The organism is Lentzea sp. NPDC102401 (assembly GCF_044765805.1).
Classification (GTDB): Bacteria; Actinomycetota; Actinomycetes; order Mycobacteriales; family Pseudonocardiaceae; genus Lentzea; species Lentzea sokolovensis.
Genome location: NZ_JBIWKS010000001.1, coordinates 594,980 through 618,802 on the forward strand (window position 1 = coordinate 594,980; position 23,823 = coordinate 618,802).

At 70.6% G+C, this 23,823-nt stretch carries 19 protein-coding genes; 11 read left to right on the forward strand and 8 right to left on the reverse strand.

Going from position 1 to position 23,823, the window contains the following annotated elements:
- Positions 1 to 78: 78 nt before the first annotated feature.
- Positions 79 to 2,064, reverse strand: a complete 1,986-nt coding sequence (gene fusA / locus ACIRG5_RS02760; RefSeq protein WP_402899102.1) for an elongation factor G — start codon at positions 2,062 to 2,064, stop codon at positions 79 to 81.
- 319 nt (positions 2,065 to 2,383) lie between these two features.
- On the opposite strand from fusA, the gene ACIRG5_RS02765 reads away from it, so the two are divergent.
- The 4 genes from ACIRG5_RS02765 to ACIRG5_RS02780 all read left to right on the forward strand — a co-directional run bounded on the left by ACIRG5_RS02765 (position 2,384) and on the right by ACIRG5_RS02780 (position 6,779).
- Entirely contained in the window at positions 2,384 to 2,974 is a 591-nt protein-coding gene (locus ACIRG5_RS02765; protein WP_402899105.1) for an SGNH/GDSL hydrolase family protein, read from the forward strand.
- Positions 2,975 to 3,042: 68 nt separating this feature from the next.
- Positions 3,043 to 4,194 carry a xylose isomerase gene (xylA, locus tag ACIRG5_RS02770; RefSeq protein WP_330278094.1) on the forward strand — a complete coding sequence of 384 codons (1,152 nt, stop codon included), beginning with the start codon at positions 3,043 to 3,045 and terminating at the stop codon, positions 4,192 to 4,194.
- Position 4,195: 1 nt separating this feature from the next.
- Positions 4,196 to 5,578 (forward strand): xylulokinase, encoded by a 1,383-nt coding sequence (xylB, locus tag ACIRG5_RS02775; RefSeq protein ID WP_402899108.1) that lies wholly within the window; start codon positions 4,196 to 4,198, stop codon positions 5,576 to 5,578.
- 61 nt (positions 5,579 to 5,639) lie between these two features.
- Complete coding sequence (locus tag ACIRG5_RS02780) at positions 5,640 to 6,779, forward strand: ROK family protein (protein WP_402899111.1); 1,140 nt, start codon at positions 5,640 to 5,642, stop codon at positions 6,777 to 6,779.
- Here ACIRG5_RS02780 and ACIRG5_RS02785 read toward each other — a convergent pair.
- Positions 6,736 to 7,050, reverse strand: a complete 315-nt coding sequence (locus ACIRG5_RS02785) for a DUF6223 family protein (RefSeq protein ID WP_402899114.1) — start codon at positions 7,048 to 7,050, stop codon at positions 6,736 to 6,738. The two genes, ACIRG5_RS02780 and ACIRG5_RS02785, sit on opposite strands and share 44 nt — an antisense overlap.
- A gap of 131 nt (positions 7,051 to 7,181) precedes the next feature.
- Here ACIRG5_RS02785 and ACIRG5_RS02790 point away from each other — a divergent pair, with 131 nt between their 5' ends.
- Together ACIRG5_RS02790 and ACIRG5_RS02795 are read left to right on the forward strand one after the other, a co-directional pair.
- Positions 7,182 to 8,264: a sensor histidine kinase gene (locus ACIRG5_RS02790; RefSeq protein ID WP_402899116.1), complete on the forward strand. Its 1,083-nt coding sequence runs from the start codon at positions 7,182 to 7,184 to the stop codon at positions 8,262 to 8,264.
- Positions 8,261 to 8,926, forward strand: a complete 666-nt coding sequence (locus ACIRG5_RS02795; RefSeq protein ID WP_402899119.1) for a response regulator — start codon at positions 8,261 to 8,263, stop codon at positions 8,924 to 8,926. Before ACIRG5_RS02790 ends, ACIRG5_RS02795 begins: the two co-directional genes overlap by 4 nt.
- On the opposite strand, the gene ACIRG5_RS02800 is transcribed toward ACIRG5_RS02795, so the two are convergent.
- On the reverse strand, positions 8,881 to 12,996 hold the full coding sequence (locus ACIRG5_RS02800) for a BTAD domain-containing putative transcriptional regulator (protein ID WP_402899122.1): 4,116 nt from the start codon (positions 12,994 to 12,996) through the stop codon (positions 8,881 to 8,883). The two genes, ACIRG5_RS02795 and ACIRG5_RS02800, sit on opposite strands and share 46 nt — an antisense overlap.
- 97 nt (positions 12,997 to 13,093) lie before the next feature.
- On the opposite strand from ACIRG5_RS02800, the gene ACIRG5_RS02805 reads away from it, so the two are divergent.
- Together ACIRG5_RS02805 and ACIRG5_RS02810 are read left to right on the forward strand one after the other, a co-directional pair.
- A complete protein-coding gene (locus ACIRG5_RS02805) occupies positions 13,094 to 13,618 on the forward strand; it encodes a LuxR C-terminal-related transcriptional regulator (protein ID WP_402899125.1) in 525 nt (174 codons plus the stop codon).
- Positions 13,619 to 13,628: 10 nt separating this feature from the next.
- Positions 13,629 to 14,552: a peptidoglycan-binding protein gene (locus ACIRG5_RS02810; RefSeq protein WP_402899128.1), complete on the forward strand. Its 924-nt coding sequence runs from the start codon at positions 13,629 to 13,631 to the stop codon at positions 14,550 to 14,552.
- Positions 14,553 to 14,694: 142 nt separating this feature from the next.
- Here ACIRG5_RS02810 and ACIRG5_RS02815 read toward each other — a convergent pair whose 3' ends face one another.
- The 4 genes from ACIRG5_RS02815 to ACIRG5_RS02830 form a co-directional block, all read right to left on the reverse strand.
- The gene (locus ACIRG5_RS02815; RefSeq protein ID WP_402899130.1) at positions 14,695 to 15,807 is read right to left on the reverse strand and encodes a glycoside hydrolase family 88 protein; all 1,113 of its coding nucleotides are present in this window, start codon (positions 15,805 to 15,807) and stop codon (positions 14,695 to 14,697) included.
- Between the two features lie 930 nt (positions 15,808 to 16,737).
- Positions 16,738 to 18,732 (reverse strand): NAD-dependent DNA ligase LigA, encoded by a 1,995-nt coding sequence (gene ligA / locus ACIRG5_RS02820; protein WP_402899133.1) that lies wholly within the window; start codon positions 18,730 to 18,732, stop codon positions 16,738 to 16,740.
- Between the two features lie 57 nt (positions 18,733 to 18,789).
- Positions 18,790 to 19,590: an alpha/beta fold hydrolase gene (locus ACIRG5_RS02825; RefSeq protein ID WP_402899136.1), complete on the reverse strand. Its 801-nt coding sequence runs from the start codon at positions 19,588 to 19,590 to the stop codon at positions 18,790 to 18,792.
- The gene (locus ACIRG5_RS02830; protein WP_402899139.1) at positions 19,590 to 20,402 is read right to left on the reverse strand and encodes an LLM class flavin-dependent oxidoreductase; all 813 of its coding nucleotides are present in this window, start codon (positions 20,400 to 20,402) and stop codon (positions 19,590 to 19,592) included. Before ACIRG5_RS02830 ends, ACIRG5_RS02825 begins: the two co-directional genes overlap by 1 nt.
- Positions 20,403 to 20,488: 86 nt before the next feature.
- On the opposite strand from ACIRG5_RS02830, the gene ACIRG5_RS02835 reads away from it, so the two are divergent.
- Positions 20,489 to 21,349 carry a LysR family transcriptional regulator gene (locus tag ACIRG5_RS02835; protein WP_402900868.1) on the forward strand — a complete coding sequence of 287 codons (861 nt, stop codon included), beginning with the start codon at positions 20,489 to 20,491 and terminating at the stop codon, positions 21,347 to 21,349.
- Here the strand turns inward: ACIRG5_RS02835 and ACIRG5_RS02840 are convergent.
- Positions 21,346 to 21,576: a hypothetical protein gene (locus ACIRG5_RS02840; RefSeq protein ID WP_402899142.1), complete on the reverse strand. Its 231-nt coding sequence runs from the start codon at positions 21,574 to 21,576 to the stop codon at positions 21,346 to 21,348. The genes ACIRG5_RS02835 and ACIRG5_RS02840 overlap by 4 nt on opposite strands.
- Positions 21,577 to 21,641: 65 nt before the next feature.
- Here ACIRG5_RS02840 and ACIRG5_RS02845 point away from each other — a divergent pair, with 65 nt between their 5' ends.
- Both ACIRG5_RS02845 and ACIRG5_RS02850 read left to right on the forward strand, forming a co-directional pair.
- Complete coding sequence (locus ACIRG5_RS02845) at positions 21,642 to 22,649, forward strand: pyridoxal-phosphate dependent enzyme (RefSeq protein WP_402899145.1); 1,008 nt, start codon at positions 21,642 to 21,644, stop codon at positions 22,647 to 22,649.
- Positions 22,646 to 23,767 (forward strand): ArgE/DapE family deacylase, encoded by a 1,122-nt coding sequence (locus tag ACIRG5_RS02850; protein WP_402899148.1) that lies wholly within the window; start codon positions 22,646 to 22,648, stop codon positions 23,765 to 23,767. The genes ACIRG5_RS02845 and ACIRG5_RS02850 overlap by 4 nt, the downstream gene beginning before the upstream one ends.
- The last annotated feature ends 56 nt before the right edge of the window (positions 23,768 to 23,823 follow it).

Genomic DNA, 23,823 nt, shown 5'->3' on the forward strand with positions numbered 1-23,823 from the left:
TCTCACTGCGTTGCATCACACACAGCAGGAAGCGATTGTTGGGCGAGTCGACGAAAAGCGTGTCGACTCGCCCAACATTCACGCCGGCGCGTAACCGGTCGGGGTGGCGGTGAAGCTGCCGCGGCCTTGCGTCCGGCTGCGCAGACGAGTCACGTAGCCGAACATCTCCGCCAGCGGCACGCTCGCCGTCACCACCGTCGTGCCGGTCCTGGCCACCGAACCGAGGATCCTGCCCCGGCGCGAAGCCAGATCACCGAGCACACCACCGAGGTACTCCTCCGGCACGGTCACCGTGACCTCGGCGATCGGTTCGAGCAACGTCATCGCGCCGGCCTTCAGCGCGTCACGCAGCCCGAGCCGTCCCGCCGTGCGGAACGCCATCTCCGACGAGTCCTTGACGTGCGTGGACCCGTCGACCAGCGTCACCCGCACACCGGTCACCGGGTGCCCGAGCGGCCCTTCGGCCAGCGCGTCCCGGCAGCCCTGTTCGACCGCGCGGACGAACTCCTGCGGCACCCGCCCGCCGGTGACGGCCGAGCGGAACTCGAAACCGGTCTCCAGCGGCTCGGCGTCGAGCACGATGTGCGCGAACTGCCCTTGCCCTCCGTCCTGCTTCACGTGCCGGTAGACGAATCCCGTCACGCCCGAGGCGACGGTCTCGCGGTACGAGACGCGCGGGCGTCCCATGGTGATCTCGATGCGGTGCAGCGTGCGCGCCTTCTCCACCGAGACCTCCAGGTGCAGCTCGCCCTGGCCGGACAGCACCGTCTGGCCGGTCTCCGGGTCGGTCCCGAACCGCAGGGACGGGTCCTCGTCGACCAGGTGCGCCAGCGCCTCGGTCAACTTGGCGTTGTCCGCGCTGGTCCGCGCTTCCACCGCCACCGACACGACCGGATCGGCCGACACCGCGGGCTCGAGCAGCAGCGGAGCCGTTGGCGCGCACAGGGTTGTGCCCGTGCGTGCCGACTTCAGCCCCACCAGCGCCACGATGTCACCCGCGACGGCCTGGTCGACCGGCGTGTGCCGATCGGCCTGGACGCGCAGGATCCGTCCGATGCGCTCGGTGCGGCCGCCCACCTGGACCGTCTCTCCCTTGTGGAGGGTGCCCGAGTAGACGCGCACGTACGCCAGCCGTCCGGTGGCGGTGGCGTTCACCTTGAACACCAGCGCCGCGAACGGCGCGTCCGGGTCCGGCTGCCGTTCCTGGCCGTCGACGCCGCGCACCGGTGGAACGTCCACAGGGGACGGCAGGTACGCGATCACCGCGTCCAGCAACGGTTCGATGCCGCGGTTGCGGTACGCCGAGCCGCACAGCACGACGGTGGCCAGACCTCGCCGGGTCAGTTCCCGCAGTGCTTCGACGAGCGTCCGCTCGGACAGGCCCTGTGCGAAGAACTCCTCCAATGCCTCGGGGTGCAGTTCCGCCACCGCCTCTTCCAAGGCGCGGCGACGTCGTTGTGCCTCTGCCAGCAGCGTTTCCGGCACAGGCCCTTCGGTCATGCCGTCGTCCCAGGTCAGCGCACGCATGCGCACCAGGTCGACGACACCGCGGAACCCGTCCTCCACGCCGATCGGCAGTTGCACGACGAGCGGCACGGTGTGCAGCCGGGTGCGGATCGACTCCACGACGGCGTCGAGGTCCGCACCTGCCCGGTCGAGCTTGTTGACGAACGCGATCCGCGGCACGCCGTAGCGATCAGCCTGCCGCCACACGGATTCGCTCTGCGGCTCGACACCCGCGACGCCGTCGAACACCGCTACGGCCCCGTCCAGCACGCGCAGGGATCGTTCGACCTCGTCGGCGAAGTCGACGTGCCCCGGCGTGTCGATGAGGTTGACGCGGTGCCCGTCCCACGTGCAGGTCACGGCCGCGGCGAAGATCGTGATGCCACGGTCGCGTTCCTGCGGGTCGAAGTCGGTGACGGTGGTGCCGTCGTGGACCTCTCCGCGCTTGTAGGTGCTGCCGGTCGCGAACAGGACGCGTTCGGTGAGTGTGGTCTTGCCCGCGTCGACGTGGGCGAGGATGCCGAGGTTGCGGACAGCGTTCAACGTGATCGTGCGCATGGCTGTGTGCCTTTGGTGTCAAGGACTTACGGGGGTCAGCGCGATGACCCGACGAACACCTGGAACGGGTTCGTCAGACACTCCGGTACCCGGCGCGCAGCGGGCAGCCGGGGTGCGGAGACACGAGGATCACGTCGAAACGGGACGGGAGCACGGCGGTGGTGCGCATGGCCGGTCCCCTCTCGTCGTTCACTCGGTGATGATGATCGTGGAGTGTAGACAGATCAGCACTCGCACGACAGCGGTTTACTCACATCAACATCCGCTCACAGCGGATTGTTCCCCGGAACACCACCTCAACGCCTGTCGTTCAACAACCATGCGCCTCTGTTTGCTCGGCGACTCGATCGCCGCGGGAGTGGGCAGCACGCGCCGGGAGGACACGCTCGGCCCGTTGCTCGCCGAACGCCTTCGGGCGATGGGACACCAGGTCGATCTCAGCGTGCGAGCCTTCGCGGGCGCCCGCTCGGCCGACCTGCGCGCCCAGGTTCGGGCAGCGGGCAAGGTCGACCTCGCGGTCGTGGTGATCGGCGCGAACGACCTGACGAGGTTCGTCCCTGCGCACGTCGGCGCGCAGCAGTTGCACGACGCGGTCGCGGAGCTGCGGCGGGCGGGCGCCGCGGTCGTCGTCAGCACCGCGCCCGACCTGAGCGTCGTCGCGCACGTGCCGCCCGCCCTGCGCGACGTCGTGTCGGCGGTGAGCCGTGACTACGCCCAGGTGCAGCAGCAGGCCGTCATCCGCGCGGGCGGCGTGGTCGCCCACGTCGAACGCGCGGTGACGCCCCAGTTCGCCGCGGATCCCTCGCTCTTCGCGGCGGATCGCTTCCACCCGTCGGCCTCCGGCTACCGCGCGATCGCCGCGGCTCTCGCCCCCGCGGTCGAAGCGGTCGCCGCGGAACTTCGCGCCTGAGCGATTGCGATCAAGGCCGTGGCGTCGTACTGTCCGCACTAAGTTCAAGCATTGAACGAATGAGGTGGATGATGAGCACGCCCACTCCGGCGGACAAGTTCTCCTTCGGTCTCTGGACCGTGGGCTGGCAGGGCCGTGACCCGTTCGGCGAGGCCACGCGCCCCGAACTGGACGTGGTCGAGGCGGTGCACCGGCTCGCCGAACTCGGCGCGTACGGGCTGACGTTCCACGACGACGACCTGTTCGGCTTCGAGGCCACGAACCGCGACCAGCAGATCAGCCGGCTGCAGGGCGCGCTCGCCGAAACCGGGCTCGTCATCCCGATGGTGACGACGAACCTGTTCAGCCACCCCGTGTTCAAGGACGGCGGCTTCACCAGCAACGACCGCGGCGTGCGGCGGTTCGCGCTGCAGAAGGTGCTGCGCAACGTCGAACTGGCGGCGGAGCTCGGCGCCAAGACCTTCGTGCTGTGGGGCGGGCGCGAGGGCTCCGAGTACGACGTGGCCAAGGACGTGCGGGCGGCGCTCGAGCGGTACCGCGAGGCCATGAACCTGCTGACGCAGTTCGTCACCGACCGGGGCTACGACATCCGGTTCGCGATCGAGCCGAAGCCGAACGAGCCGCGCGGCGACATCCTGCTGCCGACGGTCGGGCACGCGCTGGCGTTCATCACGTCTCTCGACAAGCCCGAGCTGGTCGGCGTGAACCCCGAGGTCGGGCACGAGCAGATGGCCGGTCTCAACTTCGTGCACGGCATCGCGCAGGCGTTGTGGCACGGCAAGCTCTTCCACATCGACCTCAACGGCCAGCGCAGCATCAAGTACGACCAGGACCTGGTGTTCGGCCACGGCGACCTGATGAACGCGTTCGCGCTGGTGGACCTGCTGGAGACCGCCGGTTACGAGGGTCCGCGGCACTTCGACTACAAGCCGTCGCGCACCGAGGACATCAAGGGCGTCTGGGACTCGGCGAAAGCGAACATGGCCACCTACCTGCTGCTTCGCGACCGCGCGGCAGCCTTCCGGGCCGACCCGGAGGTGCAGGAGGCGCTCGCGACGGCGGGTGTCGCCGAGCTGTCGCAGCCCACGCTGAACGCCGGCGAGTCCTACGATGACCTGATCAAGGACACCGGTTTCGACCCTGACCAGGCGGGCGAACGCGGCTACGGCTTCGTGCAGCTCAACCAGCTCGCCATCGAGCACCTCACGGGAGCACGCTGACATGACGCTCGTCGCCGGCATCGACTCGTCCACGCAGTCGTGCAAGGTCGTGGTTCGTGACGCGGAGACCGGCAGGCTCGTCCGGGAGGGCCGCGCCGCTCACCCGGACGGCACCGAGGTCCACCCGTCGCACTGGTGGTCGGCGTTGCGGTCCGCGCTGTCCGACGCCGGCGGGCTGGACGACGTGTCGGCGGTGAGCGTCGGCGGTCAGCAGCACGGCATGGTCTGCCTCGACGAGGACGGCGAGGTCGTGCGCGAGGCGCTGCTGTGGAACGACACCCGTTCCGCGGCGGCCGCCGCGTCGCTGACCGACGAGCTGGGCGCGGCGGAGTGGGCGTCGCGGATCGGCCTCGTGCCGGTCGCGTCGTTCACGATCACGAAGCTGCGCTGGCTCGCCCAGCACGAACCGGCCAACGCCAAGCGCACCGCCGCCGTCTGCCTCCCGCACGACTGGCTGACGTGGCGGCTGCGCGGCACCGGTGACCTGGCCGACCTCGTCACCGACCGCTCGGACGCGTCCGGCACCGGCTACTTCGACTCGGTGACGAACGCCTACGTGCCGGAGCTGGTCTCGCTGGCTCTGGGGCGCTCCGACGTGGTGCTCCCCCGAGTCCTGGGACCGGCGGAGTTCGTGGACGGCCCGGTCCGGCTGGGCGCGGGCGCCGGGGACAACGCGGCGGCCATGCTCGGTGTCGGCGGAGGCACGGACATCCTGGTGTCGCTCGGCACGTCCGGCGTGGTCACGGCCACCAGCGACGTCCGGGCGCAGGACCCGTCCGGGATCGTGGCGGGGTTCGCCGACGCCACGGGCCGCTACCTGCCCCTGGCCTGCACGTTGAACGCCGCCCGCGTGCTGGACGCGACCGCCCGGATGCTGGGCGTCGACCTCACGAGGCTCAGTGAGCTCGCCCTGTCCGCGAAGCCGGGTGCGGAAGGCGTCGTGATGGTGCCTTACCTGGAGGGTGAGCGGACGCCGAACCTGCCGGACGCGACGGGTGCGCTGCACGGCCTGACGCTTGCCAACGCGACGCCCGCGAACATCGCGCGTGCGGCTGTGGAAGGCATGCTGTGCGGTCTCGCCGTGGGACTCGACGCACTCGCTGAGCAAGGTGCGGACGTCACGGGCGTGCGGCTCGTCGGAGGAGCGGCGGTTTCTCCAGCGGTGCGGGAGATCGCGCCGGTGGTGTTCGGGGTGCCGGTGACGGTGCCCGCGCCTGGTGAGTACGTCGCCGACGGCGCCGCGAGGCAGGCCGCGTGGACGCTCACGGGCGGTGCGACGCCGCCGGAGTGGACGCTCGCGGACAGCACCCGCTACGAGGCGCAGGCGGTGCCGGAGATCCGGGCGCGGTACGGCGATGCCGCGCGGAAGTACCTGAACCGATGACCACCCGGAGGCCGGGAGTCCGCGTGCGGGCTCCCGGACCCGCGCAGCGATACTTGAGCCGATGACCACCGTCGACCACCTCCGCCAGGTCCGCCTCGGCAACCTGCGGACGGTGCTGCTCGCGCTCGTCGACCGCCCAGGCTCGCGCGCCGACCTGGCCGGGCGCACCGGCCTCACCAAGGCGACGCTGTCCAACCTCACCGAACCGTTGCTGACCAACGGGATCCTGGTCGAGGAACCGGCCACGCTCGCCGGCATGGGCAGGCCGTCCAAACCGCTGCGCTTCCACCCGGACGGCCCGGTCGCGGTGGGCGCGGAGATCAACGTCAGCCACCTCGCCGTCGAGACCATCGGACTCGACGGCGAGACGCTCGAGCGCCGTCTCGTGCCCGCCGACATGCGCAGGGCCACGGCGGACGAGGTGCTCGACCGGATCGCCGAACTGATCCGCGAGGTCACCGGGCCGCGCCCGTTCCTCGGCGCCGGCCTGGCGATACCCGGTGTCGTCCACGACGGCGTCGTCATCAGGACCCCCAACCTGCCGAACCTCGTCGGCGTGCGGCTGGCCGAGAGACTGAGCCGGCGAACGGACCTCGACGTCCAACTGGACAACGAGGCGAACCTCGCCGCGCTCGCCCACCTGTGGCCTCGGCACCTCGCGGGCGAGGACTTCGTGCACGTGACCGCGGACGTCGGCATCGGTGCGGGCGTCGTGCTGAACGGCGAGGTCTATCGCGGCGTCAGCGGGTTCGCGGGCGAACTCGGGCACGTCGTGATCGAACGCAACGGCGTCCTCTGCACGTGCGGCAGCCGCGGTTGCGTGGAGCGGTACGCGGGCCTCGACGTCATCCTGCGCGAGGCCGGACGGCGGCGGCTCGACTCCCTGTGCAAAGCACTCGACGCGGGCGACCCGAAGGCGCTGAAGGCCGTGCGGAACGCCGGCGAGGCGCTCGGGGTCGGGCTCGGGACCCTGATGAACCTCTTCGACGTCCCGACGGTCGTGCTCGGCGGCAGCTACGCCGTGCTGTACGACCACCTTCGCGAGGCCGTGCAGTCCGAAATGGATCGCAGGGTGCTCGCGGGCGGCGAACGGCACACCAGGCTGATCGCCTCGCCCCTCGGCGAGTTCGCGGTGGCGCGGGGCGCGGCGGGACTGGTCACGAGGCGCGCGGTGCAGCAGCCCGAGCGACTCTTCGCCTAGCCAGCACGCCGAGCACGACGGCGGCGAGGCCCACCACCAGCGACACGTAGCCGCCGACGATGCCGTAGCCGGTGCCGGGACCGCCCTTCGCCATCAGCACGACCACCACACCGAGCACCACCGCGACCCCACCGGCGATCGCGGCGACCAGGCCGCTCCGGCCTCGCCTCAGGGCCAGCACGCCCATCACCACGCCGAAAACGCCGGCGGCAGCGCCGATCAGCGACCACATGCGTCCGGCGGTCATCTCGTAAGCAGCTGAGAGCAACATGGCCCCAGCCTGTCCCGCGCACCGCGATCGGTCGTCGTGCGTGCGCAGACAGCGACTACCGCGGGCGCGGTAGTCCCGAAGTCATCCCAGCGCAGGATCTACCAGCGCCGACACCGGATTACTGTGCACGCATGAGCAGGCGCTGGCTGGACTGGGCGATCGCCGCCGGGGTCGCCGCGAGCCTGGTGGTGGCCGGGCACCCCGCCACCGGACCGGGCTACGCGTTGCTGGCCGCGAGCGGGCTGGCGCTCGTGGCGCGCAGGACGGCCCCGATCGCCGTGCTCGCCGCCACCGGCCTCCTCGCGCTGGGCTACCAGGCCACCGGGGCCGACGTGCCCGTGATCGCGTTCCTGTTCGCCGTGTACGCGACCATGCGGGCGGGCCATCGCGTCGTCACGCTCATCGGTTCCGTGCTGATGCTCGCCACGCTCCCTCTCGCGGCGCTCCTGTCGCCCCGCGATCTCACGGTGTACGAGGCGTTCGGGCAGACCAGGGACGTCCTGCAGATCGCGTGGCTGATCGCCGCCGCGGCCGCCGGTGAGGCGCTCAGGCAGGCCGAGCGCAGAGCGGACGAGGCCGAACGCACCCGCGAGGAGACGGCGCGCAGGCGGGCCGGCGAGGAACGCCTGCACATCGCCCGCGAACTGCACGACTCCCTCACCCACCAGATCTCCGTGATCAAGCTGCAGGCCGAGGTCGCCGTCCACCTGGCCCGCAAACGCGGCGAGGACGTGCCAGAGCCGCTCCTGGTGATCCGGGACGCGGGACGCGAAGCCGCCAGAGAGCTGCGGGCGACGTTGGAGGCGCTCAGGGACGACGACAAGAACCCGCCGCACGGCATGGACGACGTCCCCGCGCTCGTCGAACGCGCGAGGTCGAGCGGCCTGGACGCCCGGCTCACGATCGAAGGCCGCCACGACGACGTCCCCGCCGCGGTCGACCGGACGGCGTACCGGATCGTGCAGGAGTCGCTGACGAACATCGCCCGCCACGCCGTGGCGGCCACCGCTCAGATCCACATCGACTACCGGCCGGACGCGGTGGTCATCAAGGTGGACGACGACGGCACGGCGACGCCGAGGAACCCGGAGCCCGGCGTCGGGCTGCTCGGCATGCGGGAACGGGTCACAGCGCTCGGCGGCCACCTGCGCGCCGCGCCACGCACTGAAGGCGGTTTCAGCGTGCAGGCCGAACTTCCCGTGGTGCAGCCATGATCCGCGTCTTGCTGGTGGACGACCAGCCGCTGATCCGCAGTGGTTTCCGCGCCTTGCTGGATGCCGAGGACGACATCGAGGTCGTCGCCGAGGCCGCGAACGGTGTGGAAGGGCTCGGCCAGGCCCGCAGACACCTACCGGACATCGCGCTGATCGACGTCCAGATGCCCGGGATGGACGGCATCGAGGCGACCAGGCAGATCGCCGCCGACCCGGCCCTGACCGGCACGCACGTCGTGATCCTCACCAACTACGGCCTGGACGAGTACGTCTTCCACGCCCTCAAAGCGGGCGCGGCCGGGTTCCTCGTCAAGGACGTGCAGCCGGAGGACTTCCTGCACGCCGTGCGGGTCGCGGCCCGCGGTGACGCGCTGCTCGCCCCGTCGATCACCCGCCGGCTGATCGACCGGTACGTGAGCCAGCCGCCGCAGCGGAACCAGAGCCTCGCCCACCTCACCAACCGCGAACGCGAGGCCGTCACGCTGGTCGCGCGCGGCCTCTCGAACGACGAGATCGCCACCGCCATGGTGATCAGCCCGCTCACCGCGAAGACCCACGTCAACCGGGCGATGATGAAGCTGCACGCCCGCGACCGGGCCCAGCTCGTGGTGATCGCCTACGAGTCGGGCCTGGTCGTACCGCAGGCCTCGGAACGCGGATAGCCCTCGGCGCAGATCCGCGCCTCGGCGTCCGCGGTGGACAGTGACCAGCGGATGATCCGCGCGTCGTTCGCACCCGACACCAGCTCGTCCTCCCGCGTGAACGCGACGGCCTGCACCGGACCGGTGTGCCCGGTCAGCGTGGTGCCCGCACGGGTGCCGAGGTTCCACACGACGACCGAGTCGTCCTCTCCCCCGGACGCCAGCGCGTCGCCGGACGGGCTGAACGCCAGCGCCACCACCGCGGCGGAGTGGCCGGTCAGCGTCATCAGCTCCGCACCCGTGGCCACGTCCCAGACCTTCACCGTCCGGTTGGCGCCCGCCGTCGCGAACCGCGTGCCGTCCGGGCTGACCGCGACGTCCCGCACGTCGCCCTGACCGGTGCTGACCCGTCGTTCCAGCTTGTCGCCTGCGAGGTCCCACAGCATCGCGCCGCCCGCCGGATCAGTGGAGATCAGCAGGCGGCCGTCCGGGGTGAACTCGACGGCGCTCGCGATGTACGGGCCGCCGGAGAACGAGCCCTGCGTCAGGCCGGGCAGGCTCCAGCGGAACCGGCCGAGCGACGCCGTCACGATCCCGCGCCCGTCCGGCTGATAGGCGATGTCGGTCGACGCGCCCAGACCGCTGTAGGACAACGACGACAGCCGTTCCCGCCGGGCGACGTCCCAGAGCGAGATGGTGTGGTCGCGGGTCAGCGCGGCCAGCCGGGAGCCGTCCGGGCTGAAAGCCACCGACTCCACCCGGTCGGAATGACCGTCCAAAGTGGCCACCGCGGCGCCGTCGAGATCCCACAGTCGCACGGTTCCGTCGTCCCCGGCCGACGCGACCAGCCCGCCGTGCACGTCGATGTCGTTGATGCCGTCGGCATGTCCGGTGAACGGCGGCACAGCGTCCTCGCGCACCGCCACGATCCGGCCGAAGCCGCCGGAGACCAGCAGCGTGCCGTCGCGGCCCAGCGCGATCGCCCTGGACTCGGTGCGGCCGCGGTCGCGGTAGGTCGTGATGGGACGGCCGGTGCGGATGTCCCAGATGGTGATGAGGCCGTCCTCGTCCGCCACCGCCATCCGGCCGCCCACCGGCCCGGACGCCTCCCACGCGTACGCGCCCTGCTTCGGCAGCTCGGACAGCAACTTCCCGCTGACGTCCCAGAACTTGACGCCGTCGCGCAGCGTCGAGGTGACGATCGCCGCGCCGTCGAAGCCGACGTTGTTGACCTCCAGCGACGGGATCTCGCCGATGCGCGCGCCGGACGCGACATCCCACACCAGCGGACGCTCCTTGCCGTTCGCGGTGATCAGCAGCGAGCCGTCCGGGCTGAACGCCAGCGCGTTCACCTCGTTGGTGTGTCCCTGGAAGATCCGGCTGGTTCTCGTGGCCACGTCCCACACCTCCACGGCGCCACCGGCGACGCCGACCGCGAACGACGTCCCCGCCGGGTGGAACGCGAGCCCGGTGGTGATCACGTCGAACTGGTGGGAGAACACGGCGGTGCCGCTCGCCAGTTCCCAGACCACGACGTCGCCGCGGCTTCCGCCCAGCGCGGGCAGTGACGCGTTCGAGGCGAGGAACCTGTCGTCGGCGCTGAACTCGGCCTGCCTGGCGTAGCCACCGTCGGTGAACCCGTTGTGGTCGGCCAGAAGGAGCTTGCGGGAGCGGGTCTGCGGGTCCCACAGCGTGACGTGGCCGTCCCGATCGGCCGTGGCGATCACGTCCCCCTGGTGCGACACGCTCACATCGAGCACCGGCGGGCCGTCCGCGTTGAGCTCGATTCGCCGTCGCGGTGCGGAAGCGGCGCTCAGCAGCGCGCCTCGGGTGTCGTCGTCCGCGTGCAACCGGTAGGCCGACACGGCGAGCTGTCCGGCGAGGTCGGGGGCCGTGTCGACGAGGCCACGAGCGGACAGCGCGATCTGATGGGCCTGCTCGATCCGTTGCTGGAGCTGGGCTTCCCGTGACTGCCACCACGCGACGCCACCACCGCCCGCGGCCAGCAGGAGCAGCACGCCCATGATCGAGACGAGCCTGGTCAGCAAGCGGTTGCGGCGTTTCACCGTCACCTGCTCTGCCTCGTCGTGCTCGCGACTCGCTCCGAGGAACGCCTCCTCCGCCGCGTTCAGCTCGCCGGGATGGTCCTGCGCCCAGGCCGACGCGGTGACGAGCTGGGTGCCCCGGTAGAGCGCGCCCTCGTCCCGGTCCAGCTCGCTCCAGGTGTGGGCGGCGGCGGTCAGCCTGCGGTGGACCAGCAACGTCGAGCGGTCGTCGGACAGCCAGCGCTGCAACCGGGGCCACGCGCGGATCAGCGCTTCGTGCGCGATCTCCGCGGTGTCCTCGTCCACCACGATCAACCGCTCGGCGACCAGACGGCCGAGCACACCGTCGATCACGCCCGGCTCGGCGATGCCGTCGAGTTCGGCGCGGCGGATCGGCCGGCGGGTGTCCTCGGTGCCGTCGCCGAACGCGGTGAGCCGCACCAGGATCCGGCGCATGGCCTGCCGTTCGGTGTCGTCCAGGTCGTCGTAGGCGCGTTCGGCGGTCTGGGCGATCGCCCCGCGCACCCCGCCGCCGGCCCGGTAGGCGGACAGCGTCAGTTCGGTGCCGGAGCGTTGCCAGGTCTCGACGAGCGCGTGCGACAGCAACGGAAGCGCGCCCGGTTCGGCGTCCACGTCGGCGAGAACGGTCGCGAGCAGGTCGGCGGCGACGGACAGCCCGCTCATCGTCGCCGGGCGCAGCACGATGTCCCGCAGGTCGGCGCTGGACGGCGGTCCGACCAGCACTGTCGCCTCGTCCGCGAGCGCCTGCACCAGGCCGGGGTGCTGCGTGACGTGGGCGAGGAAGTCCGCCCGCACGCCGAGCGCGACGTGGGTGCGGCGGTGCGGTCCCTGCGCCGCGTCCAGGAGCACGCCGATGAACTGTGAGCGCTCACTTTCGCTGGTGCACAACGTGAACAGCTCTTCCAGCTGGTCCACCACGAGCAGCACGCGGACGTCGTCCGGGCCGTTCGCGAGCGCGTTGCGGACCTCGACGTCGAACGCCGCCGGGTCTGCGCCGAGGTCGGGCCGCTTGCCGGTGAACAACGCGAGCGCGTTCGTGAGCGCTGCCATCGGGTGCGCGGTCGGCGTGATGACGATCGGCCGCCAGGTCCGGTCGAGCCCGCCGACGACACCGGCACGCAGCAACGAGGACTTGCCGCTGCCCGAAGCACCGAACACCCCGACGACGGGATGGCGGTCGATCCGGCGCGTGAGCAGGTCGACGAGGTGATCGCGGCCGAAGAACCACGGGTGGTGCTCCGGCTGGTACGCCATCAGGCCGCGATACGGACAGTCCGCGCGAGCGCTCCGCGGCGGCGCGGGTTCGTGCAGCGGCGCGCCCTGCAGCATCGTCTCATGCAGGCCGCGCAGTTCCGGGCCGGGTTCGATACCGAGGTCGCCCACGAGCCGTTCACGGGCCCGGCGGAACACCTCCAGCGCCTCTGCCTGCCGTGACGCGCCGTAGAGGGCGGTCATCAGCTTGGCGTGCAACGGTTCGCGGTACGGATTGGCCTGCGCCAGCTCGGCCAGGCTTCCGATCACCTCGGCGTGCCGGCCGAGCGCCAGTTCGGCCGCGGCACGCGCTTCGGCCGCCCGCAGCCGAGCCTCGTCCAGTCTCGCGGCGAACTGGCCCGGCAGATCCGGATAGGCCGGGCCGCGCCACAGGCCGAGCGCCTCGGTGAGCAGGTCGGCCGCCTTGGCGGGGTCGCCGTCCGCGAGCGCCCGTTCGCCGTCCACGGTCAGCTGATCGAACAGGTCCGCGTCGAGCTCGCCCAGGTCGATTCTCAGTTCGTACCCGGCCGGTTCGCGGGTGATCCGGTCGCCGAGGCCCAGCGCGCGCTTGAGCTGGTAGACGTACAGCCGGACGTTCTCCTGCGCGGAGGCCGGCGGGACCTCCCAGAGCACCTCGATCAGCCGTTGGGGGGAGACGGGTGTGTTGGCGTGCCGCACCAGCATCGCGAGCAGGATGCGCTGCTTCGCCGACCGCAACGGGGTCTCTTCCTCGCCCGCCGCGACGACGATCGGACCGAGCACCCGGAACCGCACGCACCCTCCCCCGACGATCGGCGGAACGGTAACAACGACCTGCCGTTATACGCAGCCGATACGCGGAAATACGGTCCTTTCCCGACTGTTCCGGGATGTGCCGACCATCCATGTCTCCCTGTCGCTGCGCAGCACGTTGCTGGCCGACCGGATCTCGTCCCGCCTCACCGCCGTGCCGTGGGCTGTCCCAGGCACTCCCGCCGACGTGACCGTCACCGACGCCGCTGCCGCCGCCGGGCCGCGCACGGTCGCCGTGCTGTCGTCGTTCGACGCCGTGGAAGGACTGGTGCGGCTGGGCGTGACGGGGCTCGTGCTCGCCGACGACCCTCCCGAGGACATCGTGCGGGCCGTGCACGACGTACACCGGTTCGGCGGCTGGGTGTCGCCGCGGCTGGTGTCCTCGTTGCTGCCCGGTCCCCCGCCGGCGTCGCTGACCGTCCGCGAGCGGGAGACGTTGCGGCTGGTCGCCGAGGGGCGGGAGAACGCGGAGATCGCCGCGGCCATGTTCATCACCGTGAGCGCGGTGAAGTACCACGTGTCGAACCTGCTGAGGAAGTTCGGGTGCCGTGACCGCACACAACTGGTCTCGCGACTAGGGCGCCCGCTGGCGGTGCGTTCCTAGCGTGCTGGGCATGAGAATCCTCGTTGCCGCCCTGATCTCGTTCGGGGTTCTGATAGGAGTCGTCAGCCCCGCACAGGCGGCGCTGCCGTCGTGGCCGAACGTCAAGGAAGGCCAGAACGGCGCGACCGTGCTGACCGCCCAGCACCTGCTGCGTCACCGCGGCTACAACATCAGCGCCGACGGCGACTTCGGCCCGGCCACCGAGGCGGCGGTCAAGCAGTTCCAGACCGCCAACGGCCTGTCGTCCGACGGCCAGATCGGCCCGAACACCTGGCCGAAGCTGATCGTCAGCGTCCAGCAGGGCAACAACAGCAACGCCGTCCGCGCCGCCCAGGTGCAGCTCAACCGCTACGGCTACGGCCTGGACGAGGACGGCGACTTCGGCGGCGGCACGCACAGCGCGGCCGTGGCGTTCCAGAAGTCGAAGAGCCTGTCGGCGGACGGCGTCGTCGGCCCGAACACCTGGCAGACGCTGGTCGGCGGATCGGGTTCCGGCGGCGGTGGCGGCGGCACCTTCAGCCTGCCGCTGGCCAAGAGCGCCCTGCCGCGCAGCGAGTACGACGACCCGCACCACGACTACCCCGCCATCGACCTGCCCGTGAACAGCAAGCCGGCGTACGCGATGGTCACCGGCACCGCCTACCGCATCAACGAGCCCAGCGGCTGCGGCAACGGCCTGCGAATCGTCAAGAGCGGCGTCGACTACATCTACTGCCACTTCTCGTCGTGGTCGGTCTCGAACGGCACCTCCGTCAAGGCCGGTGACCGCGTCGGCACGACCGGCAACACCGGCAACTCGACGGGCCCGCACCTGCACATCGCGATCAAGATCAGCGGAACGTCCTACTGCCCGCAGAACTTCCTGCTCGCGCTGTATGACGGACGGACGCCGCCGGCGCCGTCGTCGCTGCCCCGCACGGGTTGCTTCTACTGATCCACGCTCTGAAAGGCTTGACCTGGATCGCCGAGCCTCTCGGCGATCCAGGCCCGGCCAGATCTCGGCCTCACGCACGAGACGGCTGGCCGCGTCGTAGGCCCGGATCCAGGCAGGCGACCACCGCTGCCAGACTTCGCTTTCAGAGGCGCGCAACCTCCGACGTGGCGAGCAGGAACGCCCCGACGGCGAAGTTCGACGTGTCGTTGACACGCACGGGCTGGTGGTCGGACGGCTGCTGCCCCACGCCCTGCACATACCCGAGCCGGCCGCTGGACTGCAGGGCGAGCCTGGTCAGTCCGTCCCAGCCCTTCGTCACGACCGGGCGGTAGGTGGTGGTGTTCAGGAGCCCGGACCGCACGCCCCACGCGAGGCCGTAGGTGAAGAACGCCGTGCCACTCGTCTCCGGACCCGGATAGTCGTCGGGATCACCCAGGTTGACGTTCCAGAACCCGTCCGAGCGCTGCACCTGCGCGAGCCTCGCGGCCATCTGCCGGAAGTCCGCCTCGTAGGCCGCGCGGTAGGGCGACTGCTGTGGAAGGACCTGGAGCACCTTGGCGAGCGCCGCGATCGCCCAGCCGTTGCCGCGCGACCAGTAGATGTTCTTGTTCACGAACTTGCCGTCCCGCCACCACACTCCGTTGTTCCACAGCCGCTGCCGGGTGTAGCGGTAGAGCCGGTCGCCGTAGTCCATCCTGCCGAGCCGCGCGAAGAGTGGCAGCGCCATGTGCAGCGCGTCGACCCACCACCAGTAGTCGGTCCTGCCGGTCGCGATGGTCGCGTCGATCTCTCGGGCGATGGCCGCCCTGCGCCGCGGTTCCGGGTCGTCCTCGTAGAGGTCGAGGTAGGCCTGACCGGCCGCCTGGTGGGCGGCGAAGTGCGGGTTGCCCGACGAACTCCTGAGCGCGAACCCGTGCCGGTTCGCCCAGCCCAGCGTGTAGTCGCGGTACCTGGTGTCATTCGTGGCCCGGTACAGCGCCATGACACCGCTGTGCAGGGTCGCGTCCTGCCAGTCGTTGCCGCCGGCGGCCTGCGTGCGGATCCAGTGGTCCGCGGCCAGCCGCCCGGAGTCGAGCGGTCCGGAGTCGAGCGGTCCGGAGTCGAGCGGTCCGGAGTCGAGCGGTCCGGCCGACGCCTCTGCCAGGGCCGCACCAGGGCCGATGAGAGTGGCAGGGCTGATGCCCCGAGCAGGAACGAACGCCGCCTCACCATCAGGTTTTCTCCAACCTGTGACATGGGCGGCGTCATCGTCCATTAGAGCGGTGGGTCACCCCCGCCAGGCCAGGGTTTCGCAGGATCCCGGTACGCGGTGAGCGACCACACAGCCCGTTCAGGAAACACTGCGGGCTTGGGGGCCGTTATACGTGTTGGTCGGTGCGATCCGTGTCCCCCGGGCCTCACCTCAATGCCTTCGCGGAAGACCGTTCGGCTGGTACCGCGTAGAGCCACTCGCCGAGAGGCCACCGATCGCATCGGCCTCACCAACTCGTCCTCAAGGCGTCGCTCTCCCCGACAGACGTCTTGAGGGCGTCCGGTCGGCGCGGAGCTCTCCTGCCGCGCCGACCACCCGGTTTCTTCTTGCCCCGGAAGGTCTTCCGCGTTCGTGACGGTGACCGGCCACACAGGTTCCCCTGGAACACAACGGATCCCCGCGCCGTTGAACGGGGTGGTCGGTGCGGAACGAGTCCCCGGGCCCCAACACAAACGCCTTCGCGGCATACCGTTCGGCTGGAACCGCGTCGTGCCCACCGCCGAGAGGCGACCGCCGCACCGACCACAAGCTCGGCCCTCAGGCTGCACACCCCCCCGGACAGCTTGAGGGCCTTCCTCTTCACCCGCACGCGCCTGACTTTCCTGCCAGAGAAGGAAGTTCAGCGGACACCGGCTTCGCCCACCACCGGACACGCTCAATCCCTTGCGACGCCAGGAACTCAGCAGCCCGCGCGGTGAGCGAGCACACAGATCACCAGGAAACACAACGGAACCCCGCGCCGTTGTACGAGACGGTCGGCGCGGAACGAGTCCCCGGGCCCCAACACAAACGCCTTCGCGGAGCACCGTTCACCCGGAGCCGCGTCGTGCCCACCGCCGAGAGGCGACCGCCGCACCGACCACCCAACTCGCCCCCAGGCTGCCGTCCTCCCCCAGGCAGCGTGGGGGCTTCTCGCATCTAGGGTCGGACGGGTCAGGCGACTCCTGCGGCGATCAGCTTCGTCCAGATCTCGCCCTGGTCGACGACCTCGACGCCGAGCTTCTCCGCCTTCGTCAGCTTGCCGGCGCCCACGCCTTCGCCCGTGATGAGCAGGTCGGTGGTGGCCGAGACCGAGGAGGCTGCGGTGGCGCCGGCGCGTTCGCACATCTTCTGGAACGTCGGGCGGGTGACCTTCTCGCCGGAGCGCGGGTCGCTGATCGAACCCGTGATCACGACGGACTTGCCCTCCAGGGGCGCGCCGGCGACGACGACCGGTGGCAGGTCCTCCGAGCGGACCTCCAGGGAGACGCCGCGGTCCCGCAGGCGTTCGAGCTCCGGGCGCAGGCGGGACAGGTGGAAGTTGATCGACTCGGCGACCTTCTGGCCGATGTCCTCGACCGCCACGAGCTTCTCGACGCCCGCGTCGGCCACCTCTTCCAGAGAGCCGAAGCCCGCTCGGCACAGGCGGGCCGCGGTGCCTTCCGAGGCCATCGGGATCGAGAGGCCGATCATGGCCCGGCGCAGGCCCACGGAGCGGCTGCGGTCGATGGACTCGATCATGCGGGTCGCGGAGACCTCGCCCACGCGGTCGAACTCCAGCAGGCGTTCCTTGGTGAGCGTGTAGAAGTCGGACGGGTTCACCAGGTCGCCGGTCTCGGCGAGGCGCTCGATCCACACCTGGCCGATGGCGTCGATGTCCGCCGCGGCGCGGGACGACCAGTGGATCAGGCGGCGCACGGTCTGGGCGGGGCAGACGGCGTTCGTGCAGAACAGCTCGCGGCTGTTGCCCTGCTCGGTCAGCGGTTGCGAGCACGACGGGCAGTCGGAGGGCGGGATGATCTCGCGTTCGTCGCCCGTGCGCTTCGACTCGTCCAGGACGCCCGCGACGAACGGGATCACGTCGCCCGCGCGGCGGACCAGGACCGTGTCGCCGATCTTGATGCCGCGCGAGCGGATGACCTCCTGGTTGGCCAGCGTCGCGCGGGTGACCGTGGTGCCGCCGACGAACACCGGCTCCAGCCACGCGACCGGGGCGATCTTGCCGGTCTTGCCCACGTCCCAGACGACGTCCTTCAGCACCGTCGTCTTCTCCTCGGCCGCGAACTTGTACGCGATCGCGCCACGCGGAGAGGACGACCGGGTGCCCGCGGCGGCGAACGCGTCACGGTTCGCGAGGCGCAGCACAGCGCCGTCGAGGTCGTAGTCGAGCTTGTTGCGGGCCTGCTCGATGCCGCCGATCAGGTCCTGCGCCTCGGCCGCGGTGGAGCAGTGCTTCATCTCCGCCACGCTGAAGCCCAGCTTGCGCAGGCCCGCGTCGAGGTCGGAGTCGGCGCTCTCCGGCTCGGTCGTCAGGTCGAACGCGAAGAACTGCATGCGCCGGCCCTCGACCGCCTTCGGGTCCTTGGCGCGCAACGTGCCCGCGGCGGCGTTGCGCGGGTTGATCAGCGGCTTGTCCGGGTGCGCCGCGTTGTAGGTGTCGAACGTCGAGCGCAGCATCACGCACTCGCCGCGCACCTCGACGCGCCCCGGCGCCTCGACCTTGTCCGGCACCCCGTCGCACAACGCGCGCGTGAGGAAGGTGACGTCGTCCCCCGTCGTGCCGTCGCCACGGGTGACAGCGCGCGCGAGCCTGCCGTTCTCGTACACCAGCGCCAGCGACAGTCCGTCGAGCTTCGGCATGACGACCACGGGCTGACCGGGGAACCGCGAGAAGAACGACTCGACCTGCTCGGGCTTGTTCGCCTTCTCGAGCGAGAGCATCGGCCGTGAGTGCCGCACGGGCGCGTGCAGCACCGACGGCGCACCCACGTGGTCGAGCGGGTTGTCCTTCGGCGCCAGTTTCGGGTGCTTCGCGACCAGACCGCGGAACTCGTCCTCGATCGCGTCGTACTCGGCGTCCGCCACCAACGGCTCGCCCTGGTAGTACGCGTCCCGCAGCTCGACGATCCGCGCCGCCAGCTCCTGAATCCGATCCCCCGCAGCACTCATGGACAGGACGTTACCGGGCACCCCTGACAATTCCGTGCAGCCGCGATCGAGCACCGCTCAAGCCGTGTGCTCCACCAGAGCGTCGACGAACTCAGGCCACACCGGACGTGGCAGATCGTGCCCGACCGAGTCCAGGACCAGCAGCGACGCACCCGGCACAGCGTCACGCAGAGCTTCCCCGTGCTCCGGCGGATAGACCGGATCGAGCGAACCGTGTACCACCAAAGTGGGCGCGACGATGTCACCGAACCCGCCCCCACGCGGAGCGTCGAACTCGATGCGGAAGTGGTTGGTCATCGCCGACGCCACGTTCACCGTCCGTGCCACGTCCTCCACTGCCAGCAGACGCACGGCTTCCTCGTCGAAGTACGGCGACGTACCCGCGTACGCCCGCAGCACAGACACGATGGACTCCACATCGGACGAGGCCTGCGCACCCGAAGCCTCCAGAAAGGCCTCGGTCATCGGCGGCAGGTCCGGATCACCGGTCGTGGTCGCCACGAACGTCAGCGACAGCACCCGGTCCGCGTGATCGACGCCCAGCGCCAGTGCGATGGCCCCGCTCATCGATCGTCCGACCACATGAGCACGATCGACGCCCAACGCGTCCAGGATCCCCACGGCGTCCAGCACCAGGTCGGACAGCGCGTACCCCGGCTCGCCAGGCGGATAGCTCACGGACAACCCGGTGTCGCGGTTGTCGTAACGGATCACGAACCGCCCACGCGCCGCGATCGCCGCACACAACTCCGACTCCCACCACAACATGGACGCGCACGCGCCGTGAATCAGCAGCACCGCCGGATCGGCAGGATTCCCGAAAGTCTCGACGCACAACTCCACCCCGTTGACGCGCATCACCGCACCGCCGGTCCATCGCGCAGCACGCCGCGCACGTGATCCACGGACAAGGCAGCCGGATCGAAGGCGGTCAGGCACCAGGTGGCCCCGGCAGAGGCATACGGCGCGACGTCCTCACCAGGAGAAACCTCGCAGACGTAGTCGAACGGCCCGTCACCGGTCCGCAGCGCCTCCACCTGCCCCACCGCGTCAGCGAACTCGCCGGCCGACGACAGGTTCACGGGGAAGAAGCCGTCCAGACCGGCGGCCCGACGCATCGGCCGCACCTTCCCGGGAAAGCCGGCGGCCCACACCGGAACTCCGGGCCGCTGCACGGGCCTAGGCAGGAACGTCACACCGTCCACTGTGTAGTGCGCACCGCGGTGATGCACGGTCTCGCCTGACCACGCAGCCCGCAGGATCTCCAGCGACTCGTCCAGCATCTGCCCGCGCACCCGGTCGTCGCACTCCTCCCCGGTCCGCGAGAACTCGCCCGCGAACCGGTCGCTCCCGAGGCCCACGCCCAGCACGAGCCGTCCACCGCTGAGCAGGTCCAGCGACGCGGTCTCGCGGGCGAGCTTCACGGGCCGCCGGCGGGCGACAGCCGACACCATCGGCCCGAACCTCAGCCGCGAGGTGGCCGAGGCGACGGCGGCCAGCGTGATCCACGGATCGGCCACGTGCGTGACCGGCTCGCGCCACCGGACGTGGTCCCAGACGAACACCCCCGCCCAGCCCACCTCCTCCGCCTCCGCGGCGAGGCGGGCGACGAGCAACGGATCGGCGAGCGCGTCGAACAGCGGCAACCAGAGAGCACATCGTGGGTTCATGAGAGCAACGCTAGAAACGAATGAGCATTAACAAAAGCGATAGATTCTGCTTACAACAACAAGCCGCGCTTATAGTCAAAGCCGTGATGGACCTCCGCCACCTGGCAACCCTGGACGCGGTGGCCGCCGAAGGCACCTTCGGCAAGGCCGCCGACCGCCTCGGCTACACGCAGTCGGCCGTGAGCCAGCAGGTCGCCGCGCTGGAGAAGGCCGTGGGCGGCGCCGTGTTCGACCGTCCCGGCGGCCCGAAACCGGTCCGCCTCACGCCACTGGGCGAGGTGGTGCTCGCCCACGGACGCGAACTCCTGGCCAGAGCCGCCACCACCGAGGAGGCCGTCGAACGGTTCAAGGCAGGCGAGGGTCGCGTCGACATCGGCACCTTCCAGAGCGTCACCAACGTCATCCTCCCGACGGTGGTGCGCCAGATCCTCACCGAACACCCCGCCGCCGACATCCGGCTGTTCGAGGAGGAGACCGACCAGCCCAGCGCCGACGGCCTGGACCTGGTCTTCTTCGACGGACGGGTCAAGGACGCCGAGCAGGTCAAGATCCTCGACGACCCGTACGTGCTGGTCGCCCGCCACGGCCAGTTCCCCCGCGGCCCGGTCCCGCTCCAGGCCCTGCACGGCGCCGCGATGGTCGCCCAGCCGCCGATCTGCGACCAGGCCAGGGTCGAACGGGTCTACGCCGAGGCCGGGGTGGCGCCGCTGATCGTGTTCCGCACGGCCGACAACCGGGGCGTGATCTCGATGGTCCGCGCCGGCATGGGCGTCGCCGTGATGCCGCGACTCGCGCTCGACGTGCCCTCGGACGACCTGTCCACGCACGAAATCGAACCCGCGCTGGCCCCGCGCGAGATCTACCTGGCCTGGCGGTCCAACCGGACGCTGTCGCCGCTGGCCACCCGCGTCATCGAACTGACCAGGCAGACAGCGGGGCGGCTCTAGTCACTCGGCCCGCGCAGCATCAGCACCACCCGCAGGACGTGCTCGACGGCCGCCGGGAACACCGCTCCCCGCAGTTCGTCGCGGTGCACCAGGGTCTGCCCGGCGAACTCGACCATCCGTTCCGGCCCGCCCCTCCGGACCACGAGCGCGGCGACCTCCTCCAGGTCGAGGCCGGGGTGATCGAGGCGGGTCAGCGCGAACTCGACGATCAGCTCCTCGTCGCTCATCCGGCACCTCCTCCCAACCCTTCGGATTCTTCCACTGATACACGTCGAGAACATGTGCTGGACCGATGATCCGCGTTACCAGCACGCTGTCGTTCATGAAGTTCTCGCGGCCAGACGCCCGCAGCTGGCGATGCCCGCCCGCACCCACCGAGGTGCGGGACTTCCACGCCCGGCTGCCTGGCTACGCTCCCACGCCGCTGACCGAACTGCCGTCCCTCGCCGCGGAGCTCGGGATCGGCCGTCTGTTCGTCAAGGACGAATCCTCCCGGCTCGGCCTGCCCGCTTTCAAGGCCCTGGGCGCGTCCTGGGCCGTTCACCGCGTTCTTCAGCACCGAACCGGGCCGGTCACGCTCACCACCGCGACCGACGGCAACCACGGCCGCGCGGTCGCCCGCATGGCCCGGCTGCGCGACCAGCGGGCCCACGTCTTCGTGCCGAACACCGTGCCCGCCCAGGCGATCGAGGCGATCAGGGCCGAGAACGCCGAGGTCACCGTCGTCGACGGCACGTACGACGACGCGGTCGCCAGAGCCGCCGAAGCGGACGGGATCCTCGTGCAGGACATGGGATGGCCCGGTTACGAGGAGATCCCGGCCTGGATCGTCGAGGGGTACGGCACGCTCTGCCACGAGATCGACGAACAGCTCGACGCGGAACCCGACCTGGTGGTCGTCCCCGTCGGCGTCGGCTCGTTCGCCCAGGCCGTCATCACGCACTACCGCAGCCGTGACTCGCGCACGAGACTCCTCGCCGTCGAACCCGACAGTGCCGCCTGTGTCCTCGAAAGCCTGAAAGCGGGCGAACGCAGGACCATCCCCACCGGCGACACGATCATGGCCGGTCTCAACTGCGGCACCCCGTCCGCGACCGCCTGGCCGTACCTGAGCAACGGCCTGGACGCCGCTGTGTCCGTCTCCGAAGCCGAGTGCACGAAGGCGATGCACGACCTCCACGCGCAGAACGTCCACTCAGGACCGTGCGGCGCCGCCTCTCTCGCCGGGCTGCGCGCGATCCGCAGCGAGTTCGGCGACCTCGCCACCGTCGTGCTCATCAGCACCGAAGGACGCCCGTGAACCCCAGTGACCTGCTGGCCGACCTGATCTCCATCGACTCGGTCAACCCCGACCTCGTCCCCGGCGGCAACGGCGAAACAGCGATCGCCGACTTCTGCGCCACCTGGTTCCAGCGCAACGGCTTCGAGGTCCACCGCCTGGAGCGACGACCGGGCAGGCCGTCGCTCGTCGCCGTCAGGAAGGGCGCCGGCGGCGGGAGGTCGTTGATGCTCAACGGCCACCTCGACACGGTCGGTCTCGCGGGCTACGACGGCGACCCGCTCAAGCCGGAGATCAACGACGGCAGGATGTTCGGCCGCGGCACGTTCGACATGAAGGGCGGCATCGCGGCCATGATGGTCGCCGCCGCCAGAGCCACCGAACGCCCTCTGCGCGGCGACGTGATCGTCGCATGCGTGGCCGACGAGGAGCACGGCAGCTCCGGCACGGAAGAGGTGCTGGAACACTTCACCGCCGACGCCGCAATCGTCACCGAACCCAGCCACCTCGAAGTCACGCTGGCGCACAAGGGTTTCGTGTGGTTCGACGTCGAGGTCCAGGGCAGCGCCGCCCACGGGTCACGGCCGGAGCTCGGCATCGACGCGATCGCCAAGGCAGGCCACTTCCTCGTGGCACTGGAACAACTCGGCCGAGACCTCGCCGAAGGCCCGAAACACCACCTGCTCGGCACCGGCACGGTCCACGCGTCGCTGATCAGCGGCGGCGAGGAGGCCTCCACCTACCCCGCGACCTGCGGGATCACCCTCGAACGCCGCACGGTCCCGGGGGAATCCCCGCAGCAGACCGAGGACGAGCTGCGCACGATCCTCGGCCATCTCACCGCGACGGTCCCGGACTTCACCGCCACGCTCACCCAAGGCCTCGCCAGGGAGCCCTTCGAGGCCGACCCCGAAGCCGAGATCGTCCGCACGCTGATCGCGAACCTGGGCGAGCCGCCCGTCATCCGCGCCGAGCCGTTCTGGACCGACTGCGCCCTGCTGGACCGCGCCGGCATCCCCTGCCTGCTGTTCGGCGTCGACGGCGCGGGTGCCCACGCGGCCACCGAGTACGTCGACCTGGCCTCCCTGGACCGCCTGACCGAGGTGCTGACCGCCACGATCGCGGGTTTCTGCCGCTAGGTGGTCTCCCGCCTCGCGATCTTGACGTTTCTCGAACACAGCCCGAACCACGCCCG